Here is a 24,716-nt window from a genome sequence, read left to right as displayed (position 1 = left end):
CGCTCCACGTCGACCTACGCGCCGAACGTGCGTAGCGTCGAACGCGTGACCGCCAAGAACACCGCACCAGACTCGCTGCCGCGCACCGCCGGGGACCTCCGCGCCCAGGGGCACCTGCCCAAGGGCGTCAAGACCGAGATCCGCGACAACCTGCTCGCCGCGCTGCGGGCGGGCCGGGACCCGTGGCCCGGGATCGTCGGGTTCGAGCAGACCGTGCTGCCGCACCTGGAGCGGGCGCTGCTGGCCGGGCACGACATCGTCCTGCTCGGCGAGCGCGGACAGGGCAAGACACGGCTGCTGCGCACCCTGGCGGGCCTGCTCGACGAGTGGACCCCGGTGATCGAGGGCGCCGAGCTCGGCGAGCACCCGCTGGAGCCGATCACCCCGGCCTCGATCCGCCGCGCCGCCGAACTCGGCGACGACCTTCCCGTCGTGTGGCGCCACCGCGACGAGCGCTACACCGAGAAGCTGGCCACCCCGGACACCTCCGTGGGCGACCTGATCGGCGACGTCGACCCGGTGAAGGTCGCCCAGGGCCGCACCCTCGGCGACCCGGAGACCATCCACTTCGGACTCATCCCGCGTGCCCACCGCGGCATCGTCGCCGTCAACGAACTGCCCGACCTGGCCGAGCGGATCCAGGTCGCGCTGCTCAACGTCATGGAGGAGCGCGACATCCAGGTCCGCGGCTACACCCTGCGGCTGCCGCTCGACGTGCTGGTCGTGGCCACCGCGAACCCCGAGGACTACACCAACCGCGGCCGAATCATCACCCCGCTCAAAGACCGGTTCGGCGCGGAGATCCGCACCCACTACCCGACCACCGTCGCCGCCGAGGTCGCGATGGTGCGCCAGGAGGCCCACCTGGTCGCCGAGGTCGGCGACCCACTGCTGGAGGTGTTGGCCCGCTTCGTGCGAAACCTGCGCGAGTCCAGCGCGATCGACCAGCGCTCCGGCGTCTCCGCCCGCTTCGCCGTGGCCGCGGCTGAGACGGTGGCCGCCGCCGCGCTGCGCCGGTCCGCGCTGACCGGTGAGGAGCCCGCGGTGGCCCGGCCGATCGACCTCGACTCGGTGCCGGAGGTGTTGCGCGGCAAGCTCGAATTCGAGTCCGGTGAGGACGGCCGGGAGACCGAGCACCTGACCCACCTGCTGCGTCGGGCGGTGGCCGAGACCGCGCGCGACCGGTTCGCCGGGCTCGACCTGCGGCCGCTCATCGACGTGATCGCCGACGGGAACCTGGTGGCCACCGGGGAACGCGTCCCCGGCCGCGAGGTCCTCGCCGCGCTGCCGGAGCTGCCGGTGCTGCACGAGGTCGCCGCCCGCGTCGGGGTGAACGCCGACGCCGCCCCGGGCCGGATCGCCGCCGCGGTGGAACTGGCCCTGGAGTACCTGTTCCTCACCCGCAAGGTCGCCAAGGACGCCACCACCGGCGCGGCGGTGTACGGGCCATGACCGGCCAGTTCGCCTATGGGCCGTTCCATGAGGGGCCGGACCCGCTGGCCCCGCCGGTGGACCTGCGGGCGGCGCTGGAGCAACTCGGCCGCGACATCATGGACGGCTCCTCGCCGCGCTCGGCGCTGGAGGAACTCCTTCGGCGTGGCACGACGGGGACCACGGGTCTCGACGAGCTGACCCGGCGGCTGTGGGAACGCCGGGCCCGCATTCAGCGCAGGCACAACCTCGAGGGCACCCTCAACGAAGTCCGTGCCCTGCTTGACGAAGCGCTCGACGCCGAGCGGTCCGCCCTGTTCCCCGACCCGTCCGACGACGCCCGCTTCCGCGAGGCCCAACTCGACGCGCTGCCGCCGAGCACCGCCGCCGCGGTCCGCGAACTCGCCGACTATGACTGGCGGTCCGAGCAGGCCCGCCAGGCTTACCAGCGCATCCGCGACAAGCTCGGCCAGGAGCTGATGGAGTCCCGGTTCCAGGGCATGAAACAGGCCTTGAGCGAAGTCAGCCCCGAGGACGCCGAACGCATCCGCGCGATGATGGCCGACCTGAACGCCCTGCTGCTGGCGCACCTGCGTGGCGGCGACACCACCGAACAGTTCCAGCGCTTCATGGCCCAGCACGGCGACTTCTTCCCGGAGAACCCGCGCACCGTCGAGGAGCTGATCGACGCGCTCGCGGCCCGCTCCGCCGCCGCCCAGCGCATGATGAACTCGATGAGCGAGCAGCAGCGCCAGGAGCTGTCGAACCTCATGGCCGCCGCCTTCGGCGATCCCCGCCTGGCCGAACAGATCTCCACCTTGGACGCTAACCTGCGCGCGCTGCGACCGGGGGAGGACTGGACGTCGGCCACCAGGTTCCGCGGTCAGGACCCGCTGGGCATGGGCGAGGGCGCCCAGGCGATGGCGGACCTGGCCGAACTCGACGCGCTCGCCGAGCAGTTGGCCCAGTCCTACCCCGGAGCCCGGCTGGAGGACATCGACCTCGAAGCCCTGTCGCGCCAACTGGGCGACGACGCGGGTGTGGATGCCCGCCGACTGTCCGAACTGGAGCGTGAACTGCGAGCGCAAGGCCTGCTGGAACGCTCGTCGGACGGAACCCTGCACCTCTCGCCGAAAGCCTTGCGCCGCTTGGGCGAGACAGCGCTCTCGGACGTGGCGGGAACAATGCGGCGCGGCGAGCGAGACACCGCCCGAGCCGGAGCGGCGGGCGAGCCCACCGGCGCGTCCCGACCCTGGCGCTTTGGGGACTCCGAACCCTGGGAGGTCTCCCGCACAGTCCGGAACGCGGTGCTGCGGACGGCATCGACGAACCGGGGCGAAGTCCTTATCGACGTTGCGGACGTGGAGGTTATCGAGACCGAACAACGCGCCCGCGCCGCCATCGCGCTGTGCGTGGACACGTCATGGTCGATGGTGCAGGACGGCCGCTGGGTCCCGATGAAGCGAACGGCGCTGGCTCTGCACCACCTGGTGAGCACCAGATACCGCTCGGACGAACTGCAGCTCATCACCTTCGGCAGGCACGCGTCCACAGTGGACATAGGCCAGCTGACCGCACTGGAAGGTGTGTGGGAACAGGGAACCAACCTGCACCACGCCCTGCTGCTGGCGGGCAGGCACCTACGCCGCAACCCGGACGCCCACCCGGTGGTCCTTGTCGTCACCGACGGCGAACCCACGGCACACCTGGAGCCGGACGGAAACGCCGAATTCAACTACCCCACAACACCTCGGACGATTTCGAAGACGCTGGCGGAGGTCGACGCCTTGGCCAAACTCGGCGCGTCGGTGTCGGTGTTCATGCTCGGCGAGGACGAACGCCTGGCCACTTTCGTCGACACCATCGCGAAACGCAGCGGCGGACGCGTGGTCAACCCCGACCTCGACGGCCTGGGCGCGGCGGTAGTGAGCAACTACCTCCACACCCGCCGCGCTTAGCCATAGGGAACGATAAGCCAGCCCACACTGGGGAATGACACGCCACCACGAGCCCCGCCCACCTTGTCAACGATGTTCTCTCGCGTCGATGGCAGAGCGACCACTCTCAGCGTCCGGGCAGATCGTCAGGGCTCGGAAAACTCGGTCATCCATCTGCATTCGGTCGGCGAGAGCGAGCATGTCGGCACGCTCGTCGGGCGTTATGGGCCGCTCGTGCTCGCTGAGCGCATCAGCGATCTGTTCCAGGGCGAGGCCCAGTTCGTTCGCATCAAGGAACTCTGCTGTCCAGGCGAGGTCCTTCTCCGCGAGCCGGTCGCTCAGCCAGATCGTGAGTCCGTGCGGGATACCGGTGATCTCCTCGTAGTACGAAGCGTCCACCTTGCGCCTCCGTCAGAGTCAGGCCCGACTCGCACGCGCTTTCATGCCGCGCGGTGCGCGTTCAACGTCCGCCAGATCAACCAAAGATCCGCCCCGCCCGGCCCCGCAAGTACCGCTGCTCAGCCACATTGAGCGTCCGCGCGGCAGCAACCTCGTACTCGCCCCGAGCAGCCTCAAGCTCACCAGCCATCTCCAACAGATGAGCCCGCACGGCACCAACCCGATAGTGCCCGCCAAGCGCCGACTCGGCTGTCGCCAGTGCGGCCAGCCCTTCGGAAGCCCCATGCGCCATCGCCAAAGCCACGATCCGATTCAACGTCACCATCGGCCCAGGCGCGCAAGCGTTCAACAACTCATACAGCCCAAGGATCTGCGTCCAATCCGTCTCCTCAGCCGACCCGGCCTCGTCGTGCACCGCCGCGATCGCCGCCTGCAGCTGATACGGCCCGATCGCCGCCGTCGCCAATGTCGAGCTGATCAGCGCGGTCCCCTCAGCGATCGCAGCCGCATCCCACAGTGACCGGTCCTGCTCCGCCAACGGAACCAGCTCACCATCCTGAGTCCGAGCCGCCCGCCGCGCATCCGTCAGCAGCATCAAGGCAAGCAGCCCGGCGACCTCCCCATCGTCCGGCAGCCGCGACCGCACCTGCCGGGTCAGCCGGATCGCCTCCGAACTGAGGTCCGCCCGCTGCAACGACGTGCCCGAACTGGCCGTGTAACCCTCGTTGAAGACCAGGTAGAGCACCTCCAGCACCGGTTCCATCCGCTCCGCCAGCTCGGACTCGGGTGGCAGCCGGAATTCCGCGCCCGCCGCCTTGATCCGCGCTTTGGCTCGGCTGATCCGCTGCCCGACGGTCGACTCCGGCACCAGCAGCGCCCGCGCGATCTCCGCCGTCGTGAGTCCGGCGACCGCGCGCAGTGTCAGCGCCACCTGTGAGACCCGGGTCAGCGCCGGGTGGCAGCACAGCAGCAGTAACGTCAGCGTGTCGTCCACACCGGACGCCTCGGTCGGCACCTCCAGCGCGGCAACGGTGTCCTCGCGCCGCCGCCGCGCCGTGTCCGCCCGCAGCGACTCGATCCGCCGCCGGGCCGCCGCGGTGATCAGCCACGCCTTCGGGTTGTCCGGCACCCCCTCGCGCGACCACTGCATGGCGGCGGCCAACAGCGCCTCCTGGACCGCGTCCTCACTGGAGTCGAACCCGCCGTAGCGCCGCACCACGGCGCCGAGCACCTGCGGCGCGAGGTCGCGCAGCAGGCCCTCGATCCTGGCGGTCAATGCTCGAGCCAGCTCAGGTCCAGCACCGGCCGCACCTCGACCTCGGTCAGCCCGGCGTCGGGCACCCGCGCGGCGATCTCGGTGGCCTTCTCCATCGAGTCGCACTCGATGAGCAGGAAGCCCGCCAGGTGTTCCTTCACCTCGGCGAACGGGCCGTCGGTGACCAGGGTCCGCCCGTCGCGGACCGAGACCCGCTTGCCCATGGCGGGATCCCCGAGTCCCTCGGAGACGATCAGCTCACCGGACTCGGCGAGCTCGTCGGACAGCCTCATGTGTCCGCGGCCGAACTCCATGCGCTGCTCGTCGGTGAGCGTCTCCCACACGGCGAGGGAGCGCGGGTTGCTGTGGATCAGGATCAGGTACTTCACGACAAGCCCTCCAAAAGTTTTCTCGAACCAGTCTCACCCGGATGTCGAAGCCGCCGCCACGGCTTCGACGTCCCAGACGAAAACACCCCCGACGAATTTCGAGGAGCACACCATGAACGAGCAGATCCGGCACCTGATGGCCGAGCAGGAAACCGCCATGCGCAAGGGAGACTTCGACGCGATCGCCGCCGCCTACGCCCCCGACGCGGTCCGGTACGACCTCGCGCCGCCGCTGCGGAGCACCGGCTTCGACCCCGAGGGGCTGCGCGCCTGGTTCGCAGGCTTCGACGGTCCCGTCGACTACGAGATCCGCGACCTCGTGGTGACCGCCAACGCCGACATCGCCTTCTGCCACAGCCTCAACCGGCTCTCGGCCGTCCCGCGCGGCACCGACCACAAGTTCGACATGTGGTACCGCGCGACCGTCTGCCTGCGCGAGATCGACGGGAAGTGGCTGGTGGTCCACGAGCACACGTCCACGCCATTCCACATGGACGGCTCGTTCAGGGCCGCGGTCGAGCTGCGGCCCTGAACGCTCACAGGGCGCAGACGCGCCATTCGCCGGACTCCTTGACCAGCGGGTACGTGCGGCGGTCCACGCCGCCGGAGCCCAGGTCGGTGGCCAGCACGGTGAAGTTCGGCGGGTCGGCGTCCGGGTCGACGCTCTCCAGCGTCAGCCGGAAGCCGCCCGCCAGGAACAGTTGGTCGGTCCGGTCGTGGTCGCGTTCGCAGGTGACTCCGGCGAGCGCGTTGTTGTCCTGGACGTTGATCGCGTCGACGAACACCCGGGCGGTGGTGATCGGCGGGTTCGTCGGCTCCGGGTCGACCAGGAAGTACGCGCCCGCGGCGATGCCCGCCACGGCCACACCGCCCGCGGCGACCAGCCGCAGGCGCCGGTCGCGGCGCGGCGCCGCGACCGGGGCGGTCGCTGTCCGGTCCGACCACGTCGCCTCCGGCGGCGGCACCCGGCGCTCGTTGAACTCCCGGCCGTCGTGGCGCACCAACGTCGTCCAGGCCTGTCCGTCCCAGTAGCGCCGTTCGACCCGGCCCTCCGGGTCCGGCCGCCAGCCCGGCGCGAGCAGCTTCTCCAGTTCCTCCGCGACCCCGGGGGCCACGTCGGGGCGCGCCCGCAGCCGCACCAGCAGGCTCCACACCGCGGTGCGGTCGCCTTCCTCGCGCAGGCGTCTGCGCAGTTCGCCGAGCATCTCGTGCTGCGCGGTGCGGTCGAGCTTGGGCTGTTGCAGCTGGGCCCGGTAGCCGTCGAAGTAGGGGATCAGGGGGCGCGGCGCCAGCGTCACCGGCAGTGGCGGCGCGGCGGGCAGGGTGAGGATCGCGGCGCGCAGCAGGCGCACCCGGTCGGCGCCCGCGATGGCCGGGTCGTAGAGGCCGGTGCCCGCGAGCTCGGCGGGCACCGGCATCGACTGCGTCCGCACGGTGAGGATCGGCCTGCGCAGTTGTTGCGCGTAGCGCAGCTCCGCCAGGCAACCCGGCGAGCGCAGCGACGCGGGGGAGAGGACGAAAAGGAACGCCTCGCACCGCTCGATCCGCGCGAGCACGCCGTCCCACCAGCGTGGGCCGCTGGGTTCGCCACCGTCGAGGGTGACCTGCCTGCCCATGGCGGCCAGATCGGCGCGCAACCTGGCGGCGACGTCCCGATCCGGGCCCGCATGGCTGATGAACACCTGCATGTCCACTCCGCCCGAAGCGCCGTCAGCGCCCAGAGAGCGCCTTGTCGATGTCACATACCCGCCATTCACCGTTCTGGTCGGCCAGCGGGATGCTCAATGTTACCGACGAGTTGCCTATGGTACGAGCAGCGAGAATAGTGAATCTGGGCTCATCTCCGTGGGCGTCGACACTCTCCAGGGTGACATTGGCGGTGTCGAAGAACGCGCCATACAGGTGACGGTTCTTCTCCAGGTCTGCCGTACACACATACTGCTGCATGGCTTGATCATCGCGTGTGTTGACCGCGTCGACGAACTTCCGGGCCACGTGCACGGCCGATCCGGGGTCCGGCCCGGTGCCGCCCAGCAGCAGCAACCCACCCGCGATCCCGCCCGCCACCAGGATCACACCGGTGGCGACCAGCCATGGGAACGTCTTCTTGCGCCTCGGCACCGGGGCTTCCGGCGCCCGCGCGACGACAGCGCGGGGCAGCAGTTCGGTGGCGTCGGTGAGCCTGCGCGGCTCGACATCGACCCGCGGCGGCCTGCCGCGGTCGTCGAACTCCTGGCCGTGCTGCACGACCAGCGTCGTCCACGCCTGTCCGTCCCAGTAGCGCGCCTCGAACCGACCCTGCGGGTCTGGTTGCCAACCCGGCGAGAGCAGGTCCTCGATCGCGTCGGCGACCGGGCCGGTCAGACCGGGCCTGCCGCGCAGCCGGACCAGCAGGTTCCACACCTCCGGGCGCTCGTGCTCGTCGGTGAGCCGCGTCCGCAACTGGTCGAGCAACTCGACCTGGTCCTCCTCGGCCAGCTCATCGGCGTCGATGCGGTCGAGGTAGGCGTGCAGGTAGGTCGCGGGGATCTCGGGCTCCTGGGGCAGTCGGGAGGTCAGGGGTTTGGCCATGGGAAGCGCGTTGAACGCTTTGAGCAGGGAGATCGCGGTCTCCGCGGACCGCTCGGTGTAGTCGACGGCGCCCGTGCCGAGGCCCTCGGGGATATCGGCGCGGGGCACCCGGCTCACCACCACCGGCAGGATCGGTCTGCGCAGCGCCGCGGCGTAGCGCAGTTCGGCGAGACACGCCGAGGAGCGGATGGAGTCGGGGGAGACAGCGAAGACGAAGACGACACAGCCGCGGACGTGGTGCAGCACCTCGTCCCACCACTGCTGTCCGCCGTGGCTCTGCCGGTCGAACCACACCTGGTGGCCTAGTCGTTCGAAGTCCGCGCGCAGTTGGGTGATCGAAGCCTGGTCTCGTCTTGAGTAGCTGATGAATACGTGCATCTCGGGCGTCTCACGTTCACTGGCTGTGATGCGGAAGTGTCCGCACGGTATGTGCCAGGTGAACTCCAGGACAGGGACCTATGGCCCTACTGCAAACGCCTATGTGTCGCTCTGTGATGGGCGGGTAGCAGGTTGGAGGCGGTTGTGGCAACTGTGCGTGAGTTGCTGTAGGTAGGTGACATATGGGCGGCTCGGAACTGGTAGGTAGCTCTAAGTGACGTTCGGAGCGGTGCCACCGCCAGCGACAGGTGATGACTTAACGTGGAGCCGGATGAATGGGAGGTTTCGCGTGACGCGACAGGGTGACGAGGTGGTGGCGGAGCTGCGCGCGCAGTTCCGGTCGGAGCTGCCCGCCAGGGTCGAGGCACTCGACGCGGAGGCGTTGGGCGATCTCACCGCCGCCCTGCGCGACGCGCGCAGGCGTCAGCGCGAAAGCCTGGCGAAGGCGGCCGACGACTCGCTCAAGCAGGTGCCCCGGCTGGTCCGGCCGCTGGTCCGCAAGGTGATCGGCCTGTGAGCGCCAAGATCCGGGCGGAGCTGGTGAAGCTGGCCAGGCTCCTCGGTGACGAACCCGAGCGGTTCTCCTACCTCGCGGACCTCCCGCTCGAAGACCTGCGGGTCATCCGCGAACGCGCCACCGACGTCCTGTTCAGCGCCAACCGCGGCATGTTCGAACGCATCGCCGCGGCTAGCAGACTCGTCCCGGTGGCGGTCACCACGACCGTCGCGCAGAAGTCGTTCGGCCCGCTGCTGTGCGCCCGGATAGCCGGTGTCCTGGAGCCGGAGCGGGCTGTCGAGATGGCGGGCAGGCTCCCGGTCGGATTCCTCGCCGACGTCGCCGCCGAACTGGACCCGCGCCGGGCCGCCGGGGTGCTCGCGGCACTGCCCGCGGCGAAGGTGGTCGAGGTCGGCATGGAACTGACCGACCGCGGCGACTACGTCAGCATGGGTCGGTTCATCGGCGAACTGCCCGAGGCGACTCTCCGCGTCGTGGTCCAGGAACTCGACGCCGACGCGATCCTGCGCACCGCGGTGTACGGCGAGGACGACGACCGGTTCGCGGCGATCTTCGCGATGGTCCCGGACTCACGCATCCCGGACGTGCTGGACGTGGTGATCAGCGCGGACGCCACGACCCAGGAAGAACTCGGCGACGACGTCCTGCCGGTGCTGGCGGCGTTGGACGAAGCGGGCCTGAACCGACTCGCGACGGCGGTGAACGCGCTGACACCGACCCAGCGCAAGCGGCTGGTGGAGCTGGCGGCGAAGGCGGGCGTGAGCGACCAACTGGGCCCGCTTGGCCTCGCGCTGAGCGCTTAGGCGGCCGGTGATCTGGAGGCCGCTGTCCAGCTTGGCTTCCAGATCACCGGCCGTGTCAGGGGAAAGCGCCTGGGCCCACCGACGCGCCGCGCTGAGGAAGCCGAGCCGGTTCAGGTGCGCTTGGTCGAGCGCGGCGCTGAAGGCATCGAGCGGTACGGCGATCTGCTCACGGGGCCAAGGAGCTTCGTCCTCGCCCAACCCGCCGTCGGACCAGATCCGCACACCGCCGTCGACGTGCTCGACCCAAGGTGCGGGCGAGTGCCCGAGCCATGGCTGCCCCACCGTCCAGCACGGAACTCCATTCGCGCCAGGTCTCCAGCCCACAGCGGCAACTCGGCGCGATGCTCACCCCGGTCTCGGCATCGCGCGCCCGCAGGCCGCCGGAGACGATCAGGGCTTGCGCGCCGATGACGCCGCGGAGCAGCTTGACGGGTTCCTGATCCTGGGCGACCTCACGCGGCACCATCGCGGCCACCGCGACACCGATTTCCGCGGCGGTCATCTCCGCCGAGAGACAGACCAGGCCGTCGGTTGGATGCGCCACCGGCCAGCAGGCGAAGTCGCGCGTGTCGAACGTTTCAATGACCGGTTCCAGGATGAGCACGGCTCAGTGTCTTCGGTGGACACCGCACACCACAACGCGATTGTTCGCCTGAGCACGCAGGTCAGTGCGGTCGAAGGCTGGACACGCGGTGCGGCAGACTGCCGCGCCATGGACGAGATCGTGCTCAAAGTGCCCGGCTGGTGTCTGGCGCTTTCCGACGAGAACGCCTCAAGCGGGGCGCACGTTCCCCTCGACCCCGGAGTCGAGATGCTCACCCACGGCTCGGCCGCGTTGCTGATCGGCCGCAGGACGCGCTAAGCCGAGGCGGAGGCCGCGTCCGGTTCCCGCACTACGCGGGCGCGGACCTTGCGCAGGATCCGCTGGTCCACCAAAGCGCAGTCGACGGAGAGCCAGTCGCCGATGTCCTGGACGAACTGGTCCGGGACCATGGCCGAGACGCCCAGGCCCGGTGCGTCGTCGGCGGTCAGGGGGCCGCGGCGGTTGGGGTACAGCAGCAGCACCCCGCGGACGTCGACGTCCGGCAGGTGGTCCTGGAAGGCCGCCACCGCGTCGAACAAGTTGGTGGTGCCGCCGCGGAAGGCGTGGCCGTTGCGCCACAGGGAACCGTCGTCGTCGATCTCGTAGTGGCCGGGCAGCCACAGTTTCGACTCCACCAGCACCAGCCGGTGTCCACAGAGGACGGCGTGCTCGATGTCGGCGAACACCGATCCCGGCCGCGACAGCCCATGGAACACGCGGGCTCCGGGCAGCCTGGCCAGGTAGTTGACCAGCATCTCGCTGGTCAGCCGCTCACCGACCGGCTCGTCGTCGGCCACTCCGAACACCGTGCGCTCGCCGAACTCCGCCAGCGCCGACCGGTTGGCCCTGGCCGCCGACAGGTACGACCGCAGCAACCGGATCATCGCGCCCAGCGCGGTCACGACCAGCGCGAGCCAGCACACCAGCACGGCGGTCGGCAGCTCGCCCGGCAGCAGCAGCGGAATCGTCAGCAGCGCCGTGCCGATCAGCGCGGCGGCGGCGGGGGCGTGCCCCGGCGTGCGCACGTAGCCGATGCGCGGCTGGTGCTTGGTCAGGTGCCACCAGGACAGCGACGCGGGCGGGAGGTCGCAGCCCCGCGGGGTGTACACCGGCTCGTCCCGGTACATCCGCCTGCGCGCCCGCGGCTTGGGCACCTCGGGTGCGGGCCGCTCCCGGTCACCCCGGTCGTACTCGGCCCGCTTGCGGGAGTCGGCCAGCGTCTCGTAGGCGGTCTTCAGCAGACGAAACGTCCCAGCCGTCCCGCCCGCGTCGGGATGCATGACTTTCGCCAGCGCCCGATACGCCGACTTGATCTCGACCGCCGACGCATCCCTGCGCACGCCGAGTAGCTCGTAGTAGTCGACTTCCGCCACAGCGCGATCATTTCAGACTCTCCCCGCCCCGTCGCCCGCACACCCCACCCGACTCGCGGGTCAGCTGGTGATGTCCTTGGTGCGGAAGCGGCGGGAGGCCAGGAAGAAGAACACCGCCGCGTACGTGACCGCGGAGAACGCGCCCTTCGTCATGTTCGACCAGTCGATGTCGGTGGCGATCAGGTCGGACCAGGCGAAGGACCAGTGGGTCGGCAGGTAATCCCGCAGGTCCCCGAGCGCGGTGATCTGGTCGAGGATCTGCGACAGGATCGACACCAGCACCGTGCCGCCGACCGCGCCCAGCGGCGCGTCCGTGGTGACCGACAGGAACAGCGCCAGCGCCGCCACCCACAGCAGGTTGACCGAGATGTACGCGATCGAGAACACCAGCGCCAGCATCGAGTCCTCGAACGACACCGCGTCGCCCGTCGGGCTGACCGCCTCACCGGTGCCGTAGAAGACGATCCCCACCGCCAGCGCCACCGCGGGCAGCAGCACCAGGCACAGCAGCGACAGCAGACCCGACGAGATCGCCTTCTGCCGCAGCAGCCGCTGCCGGGGCACCGGCATCGACAGCAGGTACTTCAGGCTCGACCACGACGCCTCCGAGGCGATGGTGTCGCCGAAGAACAGGGCGACGATCATCGGCAGCAGGAAGCTGCCCGTGGCGAACAGGATGAACACCACGAAGTTCGGCGCGCTGGCCGTGGCCAGGTCGACGAACCCGCCCGAGCGTCGGGCGTTGTCCGACGAGCCGAACTCGAACGCGGCCCACAGCAGGAACGGCAGCACCACCAGGAACGCCAGCAGGAACTGCGTGCGCCGACGCCGCAGCTGCCGGACCAGCTCGACCCGCAACGGCAGCGTGCGGCCCTGCCGGAAGCCCTCGACCGACCCGTCCGGGCCGAACCCGGTGGACTCCTTGCCCGCCGCCACCGCCATCTCGTCGATCGCCGCCGGGTCGGTGTGGACAGTCGACACGTTCGTGTGAATTACCACGGGAACGTCTTTGTGGCCGTTCTCGTTCATGATCCCTCTCCGACCAGTTCGAGGAAGACGTCCTCAAGGCGCCTGCGCGGGCCCGCCTGCTCGACCGCCACCCCCGCCTTGACCAGCACGCTGAGCGCAGCCGAGCGCGGCAGTCCGTCGAGGTCCGCGTGCACCAGGGACCCCTCGACGGTCACCGCGTTGATCCCGGTGACCCCGCGCAGCGCCTCGGCCGCGGACTCCGGGTCGTCGACCCGGAACGTCGCCTCGCCGCCGCCCGCCACGATCTCGTCGACCGAGCCGGCCGCGACCAGCTTGCCGCGGTGCATCACCACGACGTGATCGCAGGTCTGCTCCACCTCGGCGAGCAGGTGGCTCGACACCAGCACGGTGCGGCCGGTGGCCGCGTAGCGCCGCAGCACGTCGCGCATCTGGTGGATCTGCGGCGGGTCGAGCCCGTTGGTCGGCTCGTCCAACACCATCAGGTCCGGGAACCCGAGCATCGCCTGGGCGATCGCCAGCCGCTGCCGCATGCCCTGGCTGTACGTGCGGACCTTGCGCTCGACCGCGTTGCCCAGCCCCGCGATCTCCAGCGCCTCGGCGAAGTGCGCCCGCTCGACCGGACGACCGGTCGCCGCCCAGTACAGCTCCAGGTTCGCCCGCCCGGACAGGTGCGGCAGGAAGCCCGCGCCCTCGACGAACGACCCGATCCGCGACAGCACCGGCGCACCGGAGTGGATCTTGTGGCCGAACACCCGGATCTGCCCGTCGCTGGGCGAGATCAGGCCCGTGAGCATCCGCAGCGTCGTCGTCTTGCCCGCGCCGTTGGGCCCCAGCAGACCCAGGACCTGGCCGCGCTCGACCCGGAACGACAGCGAGTCGACCGCCCGCAACCCGCCCGGGTAGGACTTGGACAGGTTCTCGATCACCAGCGGCACCTCGGTCAGCTCCGCGTCGACGTCGTCCTCGCGGCGCCTGCGGATCATCCCGACGATCCCGGCGATCAGCCCGATGCCGAGCACGATCCCGATGCCGATCAGCGGACCCGCCGGGGGAGCCGAACTCGACCGCGCGCCCGCGACCACGGGCACCTGCACCGAAGTATCCGACGCCAGCTCGACCTTGTACGCGGCGGCCTGCGATGGCGTCGCGTACGCCTGGTCGGTCGTGGTCACGACCAGCTCGATGCGGTGGTCGGTCTCGATCGGCCGCACGATCCCCGGCAGCGCCACCGTCACCTCCACCGGCGTGCCATCCGTGGGCAGCCCGGGAACGCGGAACGCGGACACAGCGGAGCCGGGCAGGGTCCGCACACCGTCCGGACCCACGTCGTAGAGCTTGGCGAACAGCACCGCGCCGTCGGGCGCGGGCAGGTTCGGCACCGTCGAGACCCGCAGCCGGACCGTCGACGCCCCCGCGATCAGCAGCTGCTGGTCGAGCGGCGGGCTGGCGAACCGCGCCGACTGGCCGGGCAGGTCGATCGCCACCCGGCCTGCTAGCCGGGCCGAGCCGCTGATGACCGAGCCGAGCCCGGGCATGCTGCTGATCGACGCCGGATTGCCGCCCGGCGGGTTCACGATCGTCTGCGCCACCCCGTCGACCCGCACGGCCCTGCGCTCGGTGGCGGGGCCCCCGGTCAGGCCGGGATACCCGCTCGCGGTGACGGTGCGCACCGACGGCGCGCCCTGGGCCCGCAGCGCGCCCTGGACCGCGTACTCGAACGGGGTGCCGGGGTCGTCGCCGAGGCCGCGCAGGTGGAAGTCGAACCAGTCCGCGATCTCGCCGCGCAGACCCGGTCCGGGCTTGCCGCCGTCGTGGCCGCCGGTGTACCAGACGACCTTGACCTCGCCGCCCGCCGCGCTGATCTGCCGGGCGGTGGCGTCGGCCTGGTCGAGGCCGAACAGGGTGTCCTGCTCGCCCTGCACCAGCATCGTCGGCTGGGTGATGTTCTTGGTGACCGAGCTCGGCGAGACCGACCGCATCAGGTCGATCGTGGCCTGGTCGGCCCGCCCGGTCGTCGCGACCTGCGCGTACGCGCGGCACACCGACTCCACGAACCGTCCACACGGGTTGCCGTCGTCGGGCGTGGGCAGCCGGTCCGGCCTGCCCACGTCGACCGGCGCCGCCGCCCCGCCCGAGTCCCTGGGCTCCTCGTCGCCCGCCTCGGTGGCCTCCGCCGAGGGGTTCGCCAGGCCCGCGGCGCCCATGCCGGAGGCGAAGAAGATCCCTGCCCACGACCGCTTGAACACGCCGTCGTCGGCGAAGGCGTTGGCCGAGGGCGACCCAGCGACCTCGCCGAGGGTCGCCGAGTTGGGCACCAGCGCCTGGCTCAGGTCGTTGTAGGTGATCACCGGGGCGAGCGCGTCGACCCGCTTGTCGGTCCCCGCGAGCAGCAGCGACAGCGCCCCGCCGTACGACCCGCCGGTGACTCCCACTTTCGGGTCATTTTCGCCGTCGAGGATCACCTCGGGCCGCTTCGCCAGCCAGTCGACGAGCCCGCGGGCGTCGGCGACCTCGTGGTCGGTGGAGTTCAGCGCGATCCGGCCGCCGCTGCGGCCGAAGCCGCGGGCCGACCAGGTCAGCACGACGAAGCCGCGCTGGGCGAGTTCGCGCGCGTCGGCGTCGACGCTCAGCTTGCTGCCGCCGAACCCGTGCGCGACGAGCACAGCAGGCGCCGGGGTACGTTCGGGCAGGTAGAGGGTGGTGTCGAGGGACACCGGGGCGGTCTCGCCAGGCCCGCCGGGCAGGGCCAGGAGGGCTTCGTGGGTCTGCACCGGGGGCGGCTCGTCACCTCGGTTCAGCCAGACGATGCCTGCGGCGGCGACGGCGGCCACGAGCAGGGCGGTGGCCACCTGTCTCGGGCGGATTCGGGGAAAGCTGGGCACGCTGACGAAGGTATTCGAGACTTGCTGAGAGCGTTCCCAGCAGGGCGGCTGTGACCAATCACAAGCCCCCGACCCGGGCCCCCCGCTGGTGTCTTGGCACCTGACAAGGAACAATCGGCAGAAGTATGTGCTCGGAGGGGAGTATTCCTTCGCGCCGGTGTCGTCAACACGGACCCTTCGGGGACCCGGGGCCGGCGGTCGGACGAGTTGTCCGGCGGAAGAGACCTCCGGTGCTCGGCGCTTGCCCGTACACCGGAGGTTAAATCAATGGCAGTTCCTGCCTGGGCCTGGTTCGCCACGATCGGCGGCCTGCTCGTCCTGTTCGCGATCGACCTGCTGATCGTCGACCGCAAACCCCACGAGGTCACCATCGGCGAAGCAGGTCGGTGGGTCGCCTTCTACATCGGCTGCGCTCTCGCCTTCGGCGGTGCCGTCTGGGCTTTCTCCGGACCGGTGTACGCGGGTGAGTTCTTCGCCGGCTACATCACCGAGTACTCGCTCTCGGTGGACAACCTGTTCATCTTCCTGATCATCATGTCGGCGTTCGCCGTGCCGAAGATCCACCAGCACCGGGTGCTGCTCGTCGGCATCGTGATCGCCCTGGTGATGCGCGGCATCTTCATCGCCGTCGGCGCGGTGGCGATCGCCAAGTTCAGCTGGGTGTTCTACCTGTTCGGCCTGTTCCTCATCTACACCGCCTGGAAGCTGTCGCGGCAGGGGCTCGGCGAGGACGAGGAATACGAAGAGAACGCGATGACGCGATTCGTCCGCAGGCTGTTCCCGGTCACGGACAACTATCACGGTGCCAAGTCGATCGTGAAGCTCGACGGCAAGCGGTTCGTGACCCCGATGTTCATCGTCATGATCGCCATCGGCACCGCCGACCTGCTGTTCGCGGTCGACTCGATCCCGGCCATCTTCGGTCTCACCAAGGAACCGTTCCTGGTCTTCACCGCCAACGCCTTCGCCCTGATGGGGCTGCGCCAGCTGTACTTCCTGCTGGGCGGCCTGCTGCGCAAGCTGGTCTACCTGTCGGTGGGCCTGGCGATCATTCTCGGCTTCATCGGCGTCAAGCTGGTACTCGAGGCGCTGCACACCAACACGCTGCCGTTCATCAACGGCGGCGAGCCGCTGGGCGTCCCGACCATCGGCATCCAGGTCTCGCTGTCGGTCATCGTGGGTGTCCTGGTCGTCACGACCGTCGCGAGCCTCATCAAATCGCGCAAGACGGAAGCCAATGACGCCGAGGACGAATCGGACCTGACTGAGCCCGCCGCACAGAAGCACTGAGAACGGGCTGAATAGCTGCTCCCATATTTCTGTGGCGGGTATGGGAATAATCAATCGTCCATCGGCCAGGTGACTGTCCGGTACGGTCGGCTGGTGCGTCCAGAAGACATCGAACTGCTGGCGGCGCCAGGTGCGCCCGCGATGCGTGGCGAGTTGCTGCTGGTGGGAGTGTCGACCCCGGATCTCGAGGCGAACTCCTACCGTGGCGGCCTGCGCCGAATTCCGATCGACGGCGGGGAATCCCGGGAATTCACCCAGGGCTTCCGCGACGTCGCCCCGGCGATCTCGCCGGACGGCAGTCAGGTCGCGTTTCTGCGCACCACGGGGCCCGGTGTCAAGCCACAGGTCTATGTGATTCCGGTCGACGGTGGCGAGGCACGCCAGGTCACCGACCTGCCGCTGGGCGCGGGCACCCCGGTGTGGGCACCCGACTCCCGGCGGATCGCCTTCACCGCGCGCATCCCCGACGCCGGCCGCTACGGGGCCGACGGGCCGGACGGCACGCCCGACCCGCCGTCCGAGGCGCCGCGGTGGATCGACCGGCTGGACTACCGGTTCGACGACAGCGGCTACCTTGCCGACCGTCCGATCCAGCTGTTCGTCGTGGACAGTGCCGACCCGGACGCCAAGCCGGTCGTGCTGACCGAGGGTGCCGCCGAGGTGGCGGAGCCCGCGTGGACGCCGTCCGGTGAGCACGTCGTCGTCCGCGCCAGGCGCGACTGGGGCATCGAGGACACCCTCAACGTCGACCTGTGGGCGGTGCCCGCCGAGGGGGGCAGCCCTATCCTGCTCGCCCGCAGCGCCGGTTCCGCGAACCATCCGGTGGTCACCGACGACGGCATGGTGGTCTACCTCGGCGAGGCGTTCGCCGGGACGGCCGCGGTCGCCAACAACACGGGACTGTGGGCGGTCCCGCTGCGCCTGGACGGCGTGCCGGGGGAGCCGCGCAGGCTCACCGACTCCGAGACCGTCGACTGCGACGTCGCCGCGGGCAAGCCGCTGGTGACCGCCGCCGGCGTGCTGGTCGGCGTGCGGAACCAGGGCGCGATCGAGCTGCGCCGGGTCGCCACGGGAGCGGCCGGGGCCACACTTTCGGAACTGACCCTGGTGGCCGGACACCAAGGCATGGTCAAGGGATTCACCGCGGACGGCGAGCGGATCGTCGTCTCACTGTCTACTTGGGATTCCGCGGGCGAGGTCGTGCTCGTGACCGGCGACGAGACCTGCGCCCTTACCGACTTCTCCGGTCCGCTGCGCGCCGCCGGGGTGCGCCCACTCATCGAGGTCAAGGCCTCCGCGCCCGACGGCTACGCCACCCACGGGTGGTTGGTGCTGCCGGAAGGCGAGGGCCCGCACCCCGTTCTCCTGGCGGTCCACGGCGGCCCGTTCATGTACCACGGCTGGGGCCTGTACGACGAAGCCCAGGTCTACGCCGCCGCGGGGTATGCGGTGGTGCTGCCGAACCCGCGCGGCTCAGCCGGGTACGGCCAGTCCCACGGCCGAGCCGTCATCGGCGCCATGGGAACAGTCGACGTCGACGACGTGCTGTCGGTATTGGACGCGGTCCTCGAACGCGCCGACCTGGACCCCAACCGTGTCGGCGTGATGGGCGGCTCCTACGGCGGCTGGATGACCAGCTGGCTGGCGGCTCACCACGGCTCACGGTTCAAGGCCGCGTGGAGCGAGCGCGCGCTGAACTCGTGGGAGTCGTTCGAGGGCACGTCGGACATCGGCTGGTGGTTCGCCGAGGCCTACTGCGGCACGGACCCGGACGCCCTCAAGGCGATGAGCCCGCTGACGCACGCGGCCAAGATCGACATGCCGATCGCACTCGTCCACTCCGAACACGACTACCGGTGCCCACTGGAACAGGCACAGCGGATGTTCGTCCGGCTGCGCCGCAACGGCGTTCCCGCGGAGATGCTCATCTTCCCGGGCGAGGGCCACGAACTGACCCGGTCGGGCCAACCCCGCCACCGCAAGCAACGCTTCGAGGCGGTACTGGAGTGGTTCGGCCGCCACTTGTGAGTGGGCGACCCGGAAACCCTGTGGACGATACGTGAGTCACACCCGGCCCGGAGCCCCGTAGAGACCGGGCCCGGAAACCGTCAGCCCGTGCAGAAACGCACTACTGACCACATAGGACTCACCAATCAGCTCCGGCGTATGCGTGAAGTCCAACGGCGTCACCCGAATCAACGGCGGCCCCGGCAAATACACCACCGGCACCTCAGCGGCCACCAACGGCGCCTCCAACACCGCCTGCTGCCGCATCGACACCATCGCCATGTACAGCACGATCTCCGCCATCCCGCGCGGCACCTCAGGCAGCCGACCGGGAAACGCGCAATCCAGCACCACCAACGACCGAGCCCCCATCGCGATCGCCTGCCGCATCGGCACGTTGGCCACGACGCCCCCGTCGTAGAGCACGCGACCTTCGTGTTCCACCGGCGAGAAGATGCCAGGAATCGCCGCACTGGCAAGCACAGCAGGGGCGACCGGGCCCGAGCGGATCAGCACTGGCCGCGCGGTCGCCACGTCCATCGCCACCACCCCGAGCGGAAGCCGCAGGTCCTCGAACGCCACCCCACCGCCGAGATGTTCGGAGACCACCGCCGCCAACCCGTCACTGGGAAACAGGTGCGTCTTGGTTCGCTGGAACGTTCGCACCTGTCCGAGCAACGTCCCCGGAAACACCGCCTGCCGAGTCATCCGCGACCAGATATCGGTGAGCCGCTCAATAGGTGGCGAGCCCGCCTGAGCGATCAGGGCTCCGTTGAGCGAGCCGACCGACGTCCCCGTGACCAGGTCCGGCATGATGTCGCGTTCGGCGAGCGCGCGCAGCATGCCCACCTGGATCGCGCCGAGGCTGCCCCCGCCACCGAGGACGAAGCCGATGGGGCGCGGCAGATCCATGGCGATCCCAACCTTTCAGAGGAGCGTGTAGTTGAGCTCCTCGCAGATGCGAGCCAGCGGCAGGTCCAAGCCTGGGTAGTCCAGCGGCAGCAGCAGGTCCGGTGACGTCGGCAGGGTGCCGCGCGCGGGCGGGTCCCACAGGCAGATCGCCGGCTCACCGCTGTCCATGGACGATCTGTACCAGACCCCGTCCAGTTCCGGGTGCGCCGAGCGGATCGCCCGGGCCCACGCCTGGGTGACGGTCTTGTTGCCGCTGCTGATCTCCTGCGACGCGCCCGCCCGGGTCGGCCACAGCCCGCACAGGTCCAGCAGGCGCAGGGTGCGCTGCGGCCGGAACACCACCAGGTGCGGGCGGCGGGTCGAGCGGTCGACGACCGAGGTCTGCTGGAACACCTCCGCGACGCTGGTGCGCACTGTCAGTCCGAAGTAGAGCGCGCCGTGGCCGGACTCGGTTGTCGGGCCTCCGTCGCGGTTGACCGGGTGGGGGTCGAACCGGGCGTGTGGCAGGGGGCCGGTGTAGCGGAAGGAGTTCCAGCGCTGCCGGTGCGCGCCGCCCGCCGCGAAGACGCGGACCAAGTGCGTTCCACTGTGGACGGCGACGACGTCCTCATCGACACGCAGCAACGTTTTGAGGGCAGCGGGAACCGGCGGCTGGGGGAGCCGTGACATCGTGCGTTGGTCCAGTCTTCGCAGGGTCAGGCCGGTGTGCCGAGCATCGAGGCCAGGGCCGCGACCCGGGTGGGGTCGCCACCGGCGAGCAGCCACTGCCGCGGCGTCGCGGGCTCGTCGTTGATCCGCAGGTCGGGCTGGGGGGTGGTCATGAACGCGGCCACCACGAGCGGCGGCTGGTCCGAGGGGACTGAGCGCAGCACGACGTCGAGGCCGGGCAGGACGCCGGAGGCGGCGAACTGCCAGGCGGGCAGCCGCCAGCCGCCGCGGTCCTTCCAGCCCGCGAGCCTGCCCGCGGAGAGCCGGTGGCGGATGCGACTGGTGTCGACGCCCACGGCTTGGGCCGCGTCGCCGACGGTCAGCGCGGAATCGCGCAGGACTGTCTGGGCGGCCACCGCGCGCGCCCGCGAGTCGACCTCGTCGGGACGGCGTGGGGTCAGGTCGAGTCCGACCTCGGTGAGGGTGTCCCGCTGCTCGGCGGAGAAGTAGTCGGCTGGGTCCGGCGTGGCCGGGGAGAGCCGACGGGTGGCTTCCTCGATCATCTCGGCGAACTCCGCCGGGCCGATGCGCAGGCCTGCCTTGGCGAGTACGGTCTCCAACGCGACAGTCATGCGCCTAGAGTATCCCGAATGTGCGGGTTCGTGCGCATTTGTGGGGGAGTTCACCGGATTCCGGGAGAAAGTAACGTAGATCGCCACTTTCCGCTCAAGGTCAAACACTGACAGTTGTCCGGCTTCCATGCAACCTCGTTGCCCCACCGCTTCGTCCTTGGCACATGAGCAGCGACTTACGGAGACTTCCCCGGATCGGCGTCGCCACGGTGGCCATCGCCGTGGCGGGAGCGGGCGTCATTGGCGCCGCGTACTGGGTGGGCGGGCAGAAGACCGCCGACAAGGCCCACCGACCGGGGGTCGTCGAGGCCTCGGCCGTGCGTCTGGTGGCGTTCGACTCGTGCGACAAGGCACTGGCCGAGCTGAAGGCCGCCGGGGTGAAGAAGGTCGGGCCGTACGGCTTCGAGTCGCCGATGCTGATGGAGCGGGGCGCCGCACCGGCGGAAGGCTCGGCGCAGCAGAAGGACGCGGCGGCGCCGGGGGAGTACTCCGGGACCAACAACCACGAGTCCGCCGCCGACGAGCCGGACCTGGTCAAGACCGACGGCAAGCGGATCGTCAGCATCGTCGACGGCACGCTGCGCGTGGTGGACGCGGCCACCAAGACGGTCACCGCCACGCTGAAGATCCCCGACGGCCAGCCATCGGCGATGCTGCTCGACGGCGACCGCGCGCTGGTCACGGCCTACCCCAACGACGCCATCGCCTACGACAGCCCGCATCCGACCATGCATGGCGGGCGGCTCACCCTCGTGCAGGTCGACCTCGCGGGCGGCGCCCGGATCACGGGTTCGCTGACCGTCGACGGCTCGTACATCGACGCGCGCCAGGTCGGCTCCGTGGCCCGGGTTGTCGTGCGCTCGCAGCCCCGGCTGCCGTTCGTCATGCCCACGCAGGGAATCGACGAGGCCGAGGCGACCCGGCGCAACAAGGAGGTCATCGAGAAGTCCAAGATCGATGACTGGATCCCGCGGCACAGCCCCGGCACCCCCGCCGAAGGGCCGCTCTACGACTGCACCGCGCTGAGCAGGCCCGGGGACTACACCGGCACCTCCACACTGTCGGTGCTCAGTTTCGACATGCTCGGAAGTCTCGGCATCGGTGACGGTGTGGGCCTCGCCGCCGACGGCGACACCGTCTACGGCACCGCGAACAGCCTCTACGTCGCCGACGACCGCCAGTCGCACGCGGGTATCCTGCCCGCCGACGGCCGCGGCAAGCCCATGCCCGGCCTCCCGCAGGCGTCGACGACCACCGTGCACCAGTTCGACATCGCCAAGCCCGGCAAGCCCGTCTACCAGGCCTCCGGGATGGTTCGCGGCACCCTGCTCAACCAGTACTCGCTGTCCGAACACCGCGGGAACCTGCGGATCGCCACGACCATGGACGACCCCGGCTGCTGCGACCAGAGCAAGGAATCCTCCAGTTCCGTCGTCGTGCTGACCAGGCGCGGCGCCGAACTCGCCGAGATCGGCAGGCTCGACGGGCTGGGCAAGACCGAGCGCATCCACTCGGTGCGGTTCATCGGCGACACCGGCTATGTGGTGACCTTCCGCCGCACCGACCCGCTCTACACCGTCGACCTGTCCGACCCGACGAAGCCGAGGACCACCGGCGAGCTGAAGATCACCGGGTACTCGGCATACCTCCATCCGGTCGGCGACGGACGGCTGCTCGGTGTAGGCCAAGAGGCGACCGAACAGGGCCGTGCCACCGGAACGCAGGTGTCATTGTTCGACACGAAGTCCGCCCAGGCGCGCAAAGTCACCGGTTTCCACGTGGCCGGGGCGACGTCCGAGGTCGAGTTCGAGCCGCACGCCTTCCTCTATTGGGCGGCTAAAGGACTCGTCGTGCTTCCGTTGAACGAAGCCGGACCCACCCATCGGTCGGCGGCCGTCGTCCTGCGCCTGCAGGGTGATTCGCTGACCGAGGCGGGGCGGCTCACCCACCCGCTCGGAACCCAGTACGGCGACGTGCAGATCCGCCGGTCGCTGGTGGTCGGCGGCATGCTGTGGACCGTGTCCGGCAGCGGGATGCTCGCCAGCGACCTCGACACCTTGACTCAGAGCGCCTGGGTGCCGTTCACCTGATGCTCGCGCCGCGGGAGCGGGGTGTGCAGGTAGGACCACGGGATCGGCCCATCGGTCGACTCGGGGAACCGCGGCGGCACCCCGCTCAACGCGGTCCGTGTGGCCGACTCGTCGGCCACGAACTCCGGGCGCAGGGACTCCGTGTCGTAGTACCGATGGAAGACCGGGGTGATCCCGCCGGACATCGGCGGCACGATCCAGCTCCAGTCGGCCGGGCAGGTGCGCCCCGCCTTCTCCTCGCGCTCCACGTGGGTGAGGAACCGCGCGGACTCCGTGTGGTGGTCGGTGATCGCCACGCCGGCCTCGGCGAACGAGTGCAGCACCGCGACGTTGACCTCGACGAGGGAGCGGTCACGCCACAGCGACGCCTCCCGGCTGGTGTCGAGCCCGAGCCGCTCCGCGACGGTGGGCAGCAAGTCGAACCGGTCGTGGTCGGCGAGGTTGCGCGCGCCGATCTCGGTGCCCATGTACCAGCCGTTGAACGGCGCGGCCGGGTAGTCCACGCCCCCGATCGACAGACGCATCGAGCTGATCGCGGGCACCGCGTGCCACCGCAGGCCCAGCTCGGCGAACCACGGGTGATCCGGGTGCCGCAGCTCGACCTCCTGGACCGCGTCGCGCGGCAGCGGGTGCACGACCGTGCCCTCGTCGCGTCCGGAGACGACAAGCGGCAGCACGTCGAACGCGCCGGGCGCGCCCTCGGGCGCCCAGCCCAGGTCTCGCACGGCGGCGGTGAAACCGACGTAGCGTGGGTCGCCCAGGACGGTGCCGTCGGGCCGCCGGTGACCGGCGTAGCGGATCAGCTGCTCGTTCCAGATCCTCGGCGCGGGCGCGTCCGGCGCGTCCGGCGCGAAGATCGTGATCAGCGGCCGGACCTTGCCGCCGTTGGTGGCCATCCGCAGGTGCTCGACGCACTGCTCGGCGACCTCCGCGGGCGCGCGCACCGCCCGGAGATCGCGGACCCGCATGCTTCGCCAGTAGAGCCTGCCGATGCAGCGGGCGCTGTTGCGCCAGGCGACCCGAGCGCCGAACTCCAGCTCCGCGCTGGTGTGCCGGTACGTGCCGGTCAGTTCGAACTCCGCGCGGACCCAGCGGACCCGCTCGGACAGCGGACCGGCGGCGGGGTTCTCCGCGTGGAAGAGCTCGAGGAACTCCTCGGCCTGGTCGAGATCGGCGAGGCCACGGCTTGGCTCCGGTGGCTTCGTCGTGTCGTTCCCGCTAGGTAACGCCCAGATCTCACCAGTCACTCGCGAGAAACTACCTCGTACTCGACGCCCTGACTCCACCTCTCACTCGTTTGGACGTCACCCGGAGGACGCACGGCCGGTCGAGTGAAATCTGCGCCGTTTGTTCGGTTGAACAACGTTCGTCTTCCCTCGCATGCGGATATATGCACCCGGATTCACTGTTGGCGTCACCCAGACGCAAGTTGACTCGTCAACCAGTCGCCGAAATATGGACGTGGACGTGGCGTTGATCACGTCCTTTTGATGCCACAATCAGTAACGCGATTCTCCGCATTCGTTCGATCCGGTGGTATCAATGCGGTGAATGGGTGACTATGCGTCAACGGAGTAACGATGTGGTCGTCCCCGAACGCAAACAGACCGGCGGGCGTGGCCCACCGGT

At 70.0% G+C, this 24,716-nt stretch carries 21 protein-coding genes; 9 read left to right on the top strand and 12 right to left on the bottom strand.

The features are described 5' to 3' along the window. The first annotated feature begins 45 nt into the window (after positions 1-45). Both GPZ80_RS22770 and GPZ80_RS22765 read left to right on the top strand, forming a co-directional pair. Entirely contained in the window at positions 46-1,452 is a 1,407-nt protein-coding gene (locus tag GPZ80_RS22770; protein ID WP_187223051.1) for a sigma 54-interacting transcriptional regulator, read from the top strand. Further along, positions 1,449-3,389 carry a vWA domain-containing protein gene (locus GPZ80_RS22765; RefSeq protein WP_187223050.1) on the top strand — a complete coding sequence of 647 codons (1,941 nt, stop codon included), beginning with the start codon at positions 1,449-1,451 and terminating at the stop codon, positions 3,387-3,389. Before GPZ80_RS22770 ends, GPZ80_RS22765 begins: the two co-directional genes overlap by 4 nt. Positions 3,390-3,455: 66 nt before the next feature. Here the strand turns inward: GPZ80_RS22765 and GPZ80_RS22760 are convergent, their stop codons facing one another. The 3 genes from GPZ80_RS22760 to GPZ80_RS22750 all read right to left on the bottom strand — a co-directional run bounded on the left by GPZ80_RS22760 (position 3,456) and on the right by GPZ80_RS22750 (position 5,411). After that, positions 3,456-3,767, bottom strand: coding sequence for a MafI family immunity protein (locus GPZ80_RS22760; protein WP_187223047.1), 312 nt, complete (start codon positions 3,765-3,767; stop codon positions 3,456-3,458). A 76-nt stretch (positions 3,768-3,843) separates the two neighbouring features. Further along, positions 3,844-5,043: an RNA polymerase sigma factor gene (locus tag GPZ80_RS22755; RefSeq protein ID WP_187223045.1), complete on the bottom strand. Its 1,200-nt coding sequence runs from the start codon at positions 5,041-5,043 to the stop codon at positions 3,844-3,846. Continuing rightward, complete coding sequence (locus GPZ80_RS22750; protein ID WP_187223044.1) at positions 5,040-5,411, bottom strand: YciI family protein; 372 nt, start codon at positions 5,409-5,411, stop codon at positions 5,040-5,042. The genes GPZ80_RS22755 and GPZ80_RS22750 overlap by 4 nt, the downstream gene beginning before the upstream one ends. 112 nt (positions 5,412-5,523) lie before the next feature. Between GPZ80_RS22750 and GPZ80_RS22745 the strand changes: the two genes are divergently transcribed. Then, a complete protein-coding gene (locus tag GPZ80_RS22745) occupies positions 5,524-5,943 on the top strand; it encodes a YybH family protein (RefSeq protein WP_187223042.1) in 420 nt (139 codons plus the stop codon). Positions 5,944-5,947: 4 nt separating this feature from the next. Here GPZ80_RS22745 and GPZ80_RS22740 read toward each other — a convergent pair whose 3' ends face one another. Further along, on the bottom strand, positions 5,948-7,099 hold the full coding sequence (locus GPZ80_RS22740) for a TIR domain-containing protein (RefSeq protein ID WP_187223040.1): 1,152 nt from the start codon (positions 7,097-7,099) through the stop codon (positions 5,948-5,950). Between the two features lie 22 nt (positions 7,100-7,121). Beyond that, entirely contained in the window at positions 7,122-8,360 is a 1,239-nt protein-coding gene (locus GPZ80_RS22735; RefSeq protein ID WP_187223039.1) for an Rv0361 family membrane protein, read from the bottom strand. A 289-nt stretch (positions 8,361-8,649) separates the two neighbouring features. Between GPZ80_RS22735 and GPZ80_RS22730 the strand changes: the two genes are divergently transcribed. The 3 genes from GPZ80_RS22730 (at position 8,650) to GPZ80_RS22720 (ending at position 10,542) form a co-directional block, all read left to right on the top strand. After that, the gene (locus GPZ80_RS22730) at positions 8,650-8,877 is read left to right on the top strand and encodes a hypothetical protein (RefSeq protein ID WP_312880510.1); all 228 of its coding nucleotides are present in this window, start codon (positions 8,650-8,652) and stop codon (positions 8,875-8,877) included. Continuing rightward, positions 8,874-9,680, top strand: coding sequence for a hypothetical protein (locus tag GPZ80_RS22725; RefSeq protein ID WP_187223037.1), 807 nt, complete (start codon positions 8,874-8,876; stop codon positions 9,678-9,680). Before GPZ80_RS22730 ends, GPZ80_RS22725 begins: the two co-directional genes overlap by 4 nt. Before the next feature lie 397 nt (positions 9,681-10,077). Beyond that, positions 10,078-10,542, top strand: a complete 465-nt coding sequence (locus GPZ80_RS22720; protein WP_187223035.1) for a hypothetical protein — start codon at positions 10,078-10,080, stop codon at positions 10,540-10,542. Here GPZ80_RS22720 and GPZ80_RS22715 read toward each other — a convergent pair. Genes GPZ80_RS22715 through GPZ80_RS22705 form a run of 3 tightly spaced genes read right to left on the bottom strand, consistent with a single transcriptional unit; the run spans position 10,539 to position 15,508 of the window. Further along, positions 10,539-11,636, bottom strand: a complete 1,098-nt coding sequence (locus tag GPZ80_RS22715; RefSeq protein ID WP_187223034.1) for a J domain-containing protein — start codon at positions 11,634-11,636, stop codon at positions 10,539-10,541. The two genes, GPZ80_RS22720 and GPZ80_RS22715, sit on opposite strands and share 4 nt — an antisense overlap. A 60-nt stretch (positions 11,637-11,696) precedes the next feature. Beyond that, the gene (locus GPZ80_RS22710; protein WP_187223033.1) at positions 11,697-12,665 is read right to left on the bottom strand and encodes an ABC transporter permease; all 969 of its coding nucleotides are present in this window, start codon (positions 12,663-12,665) and stop codon (positions 11,697-11,699) included. Next, a complete protein-coding gene (locus tag GPZ80_RS22705; RefSeq protein WP_187223032.1) occupies positions 12,662-15,508 on the bottom strand; it encodes an alpha/beta fold hydrolase in 2,847 nt (948 codons plus the stop codon). Before GPZ80_RS22705 ends, GPZ80_RS22710 begins: the two co-directional genes overlap by 4 nt. A 267-nt stretch (positions 15,509-15,775) precedes the next feature. Between GPZ80_RS22705 and GPZ80_RS22700 the strand changes: the two genes are divergently transcribed. Then, a complete protein-coding gene (locus GPZ80_RS22700; protein ID WP_187223031.1) occupies positions 15,776-16,798 on the top strand; it encodes a TerC family protein in 1,023 nt (340 codons plus the stop codon). A gap of 93 nt (positions 16,799-16,891) precedes the next feature. After that, on the top strand, positions 16,892-18,826 hold the full coding sequence (locus GPZ80_RS22695; RefSeq protein WP_187223029.1) for a S9 family peptidase: 1,935 nt from the start codon (positions 16,892-16,894) through the stop codon (positions 18,824-18,826). A 36-nt stretch (positions 18,827-18,862) separates the two neighbouring features. On the opposite strand, the gene GPZ80_RS22690 is transcribed toward GPZ80_RS22695, so the two are convergent. The 3 genes from GPZ80_RS22690 to GPZ80_RS22680 are packed head-to-tail and all read right to left on the bottom strand — an operon-like array spanning position 18,863 to position 20,997. Continuing rightward, on the bottom strand, positions 18,863-19,717 hold the full coding sequence (locus GPZ80_RS22690; protein WP_187223027.1) for a patatin-like phospholipase family protein: 855 nt from the start codon (positions 19,715-19,717) through the stop codon (positions 18,863-18,865). Positions 19,718-19,732: 15 nt separating this feature from the next. Next, positions 19,733-20,386, bottom strand: a complete 654-nt coding sequence (locus GPZ80_RS22685; RefSeq protein ID WP_187223025.1) for an RES family NAD+ phosphorylase — start codon at positions 20,384-20,386, stop codon at positions 19,733-19,735. 26 nt (positions 20,387-20,412) lie between these two features. Continuing rightward, positions 20,413-20,997, bottom strand: coding sequence for a DNA-binding protein (locus tag GPZ80_RS22680; RefSeq protein ID WP_187223023.1), 585 nt, complete (start codon positions 20,995-20,997; stop codon positions 20,413-20,415). Positions 20,998-21,161: 164 nt separating this feature from the next. Between GPZ80_RS22680 and GPZ80_RS22675 the strand changes: the two genes are divergently transcribed. Further along, on the top strand, positions 21,162-23,087 hold the full coding sequence (locus GPZ80_RS22675) for a beta-propeller domain-containing protein (RefSeq protein WP_187223021.1): 1,926 nt from the start codon (positions 21,162-21,164) through the stop codon (positions 23,085-23,087). On the opposite strand, the gene GPZ80_RS22670 is transcribed toward GPZ80_RS22675, so the two are convergent. Then, positions 23,060-24,334 carry a nitric oxide synthase oxygenase gene (locus tag GPZ80_RS22670; RefSeq protein ID WP_312880509.1) on the bottom strand — a complete coding sequence of 425 codons (1,275 nt, stop codon included), beginning with the start codon at positions 24,332-24,334 and terminating at the stop codon, positions 23,060-23,062. The two genes, GPZ80_RS22675 and GPZ80_RS22670, sit on opposite strands and share 28 nt — an antisense overlap. Between the last annotated feature and the right edge of the window lie 382 nt (positions 24,335-24,716).

This window comes from Actinokineospora xionganensis, from assembly GCF_014323725.1.
GTDB lineage: Bacteria > Actinomycetota > Actinomycetes > Mycobacteriales > Pseudonocardiaceae > Actinokineospora > Actinokineospora xionganensis.
This window is presented reverse-complemented; position numbering and strand designations above follow the sequence as displayed.

What these genes read in the sequence shown, in the direction of transcription:
- GPZ80_RS22765 (WP_187223050.1), top strand. Translation starts at nt 1,449, where the DNA reads ATGACCGGCCAGTTCGCCTATGGGCCGTTCCATGAGGGGCCGGACCCG.
- GPZ80_RS22745 (WP_187223042.1), top strand. Translation starts at nt 5,524, where the DNA reads ATGAACGAGCAGATCCGGCACCTGATGGCCGAGCAGGAAACCGCCATG.
- GPZ80_RS22740 (WP_187223040.1), bottom strand. Translation starts at nt 7,099, where the DNA reads ATGCAGGTGTTCATCAGCCATGCGGGCCCGGATCGGGACGTCGCCGCC.
- GPZ80_RS22735 (WP_187223039.1), bottom strand. Translation starts at nt 8,360, where the DNA reads ATGCACGTATTCATCAGCTACTCAAGACGAGACCAGGCTTCGATCACC.
- GPZ80_RS22710 (WP_187223033.1), bottom strand. Translation starts at nt 12,665, where the DNA reads ATGAACGAGAACGGCCACAAAGACGTTCCCGTGGTAATTCACACGAAC.
- GPZ80_RS22700 (WP_187223031.1), top strand. Translation starts at nt 15,776, where the DNA reads ATGGCAGTTCCTGCCTGGGCCTGGTTCGCCACGATCGGCGGCCTGCTC.
- GPZ80_RS22690 (WP_187223027.1), bottom strand. Translation starts at nt 19,717, where the DNA reads ATGGATCTGCCGCGCCCCATCGGCTTCGTCCTCGGTGGCGGGGGCAGC.
- GPZ80_RS22685 (WP_187223025.1), bottom strand. Translation starts at nt 20,386, where the DNA reads ATGTCACGGCTCCCCCAGCCGCCGGTTCCCGCTGCCCTCAAAACGTTG.
- GPZ80_RS22680 (WP_187223023.1), bottom strand. Translation starts at nt 20,997, where the DNA reads ATGACTGTCGCGTTGGAGACCGTACTCGCCAAGGCAGGCCTGCGCATC.
- GPZ80_RS22675 (WP_187223021.1), top strand. Translation starts at nt 21,162, where the DNA reads ATGAGCAGCGACTTACGGAGACTTCCCCGGATCGGCGTCGCCACGGTG.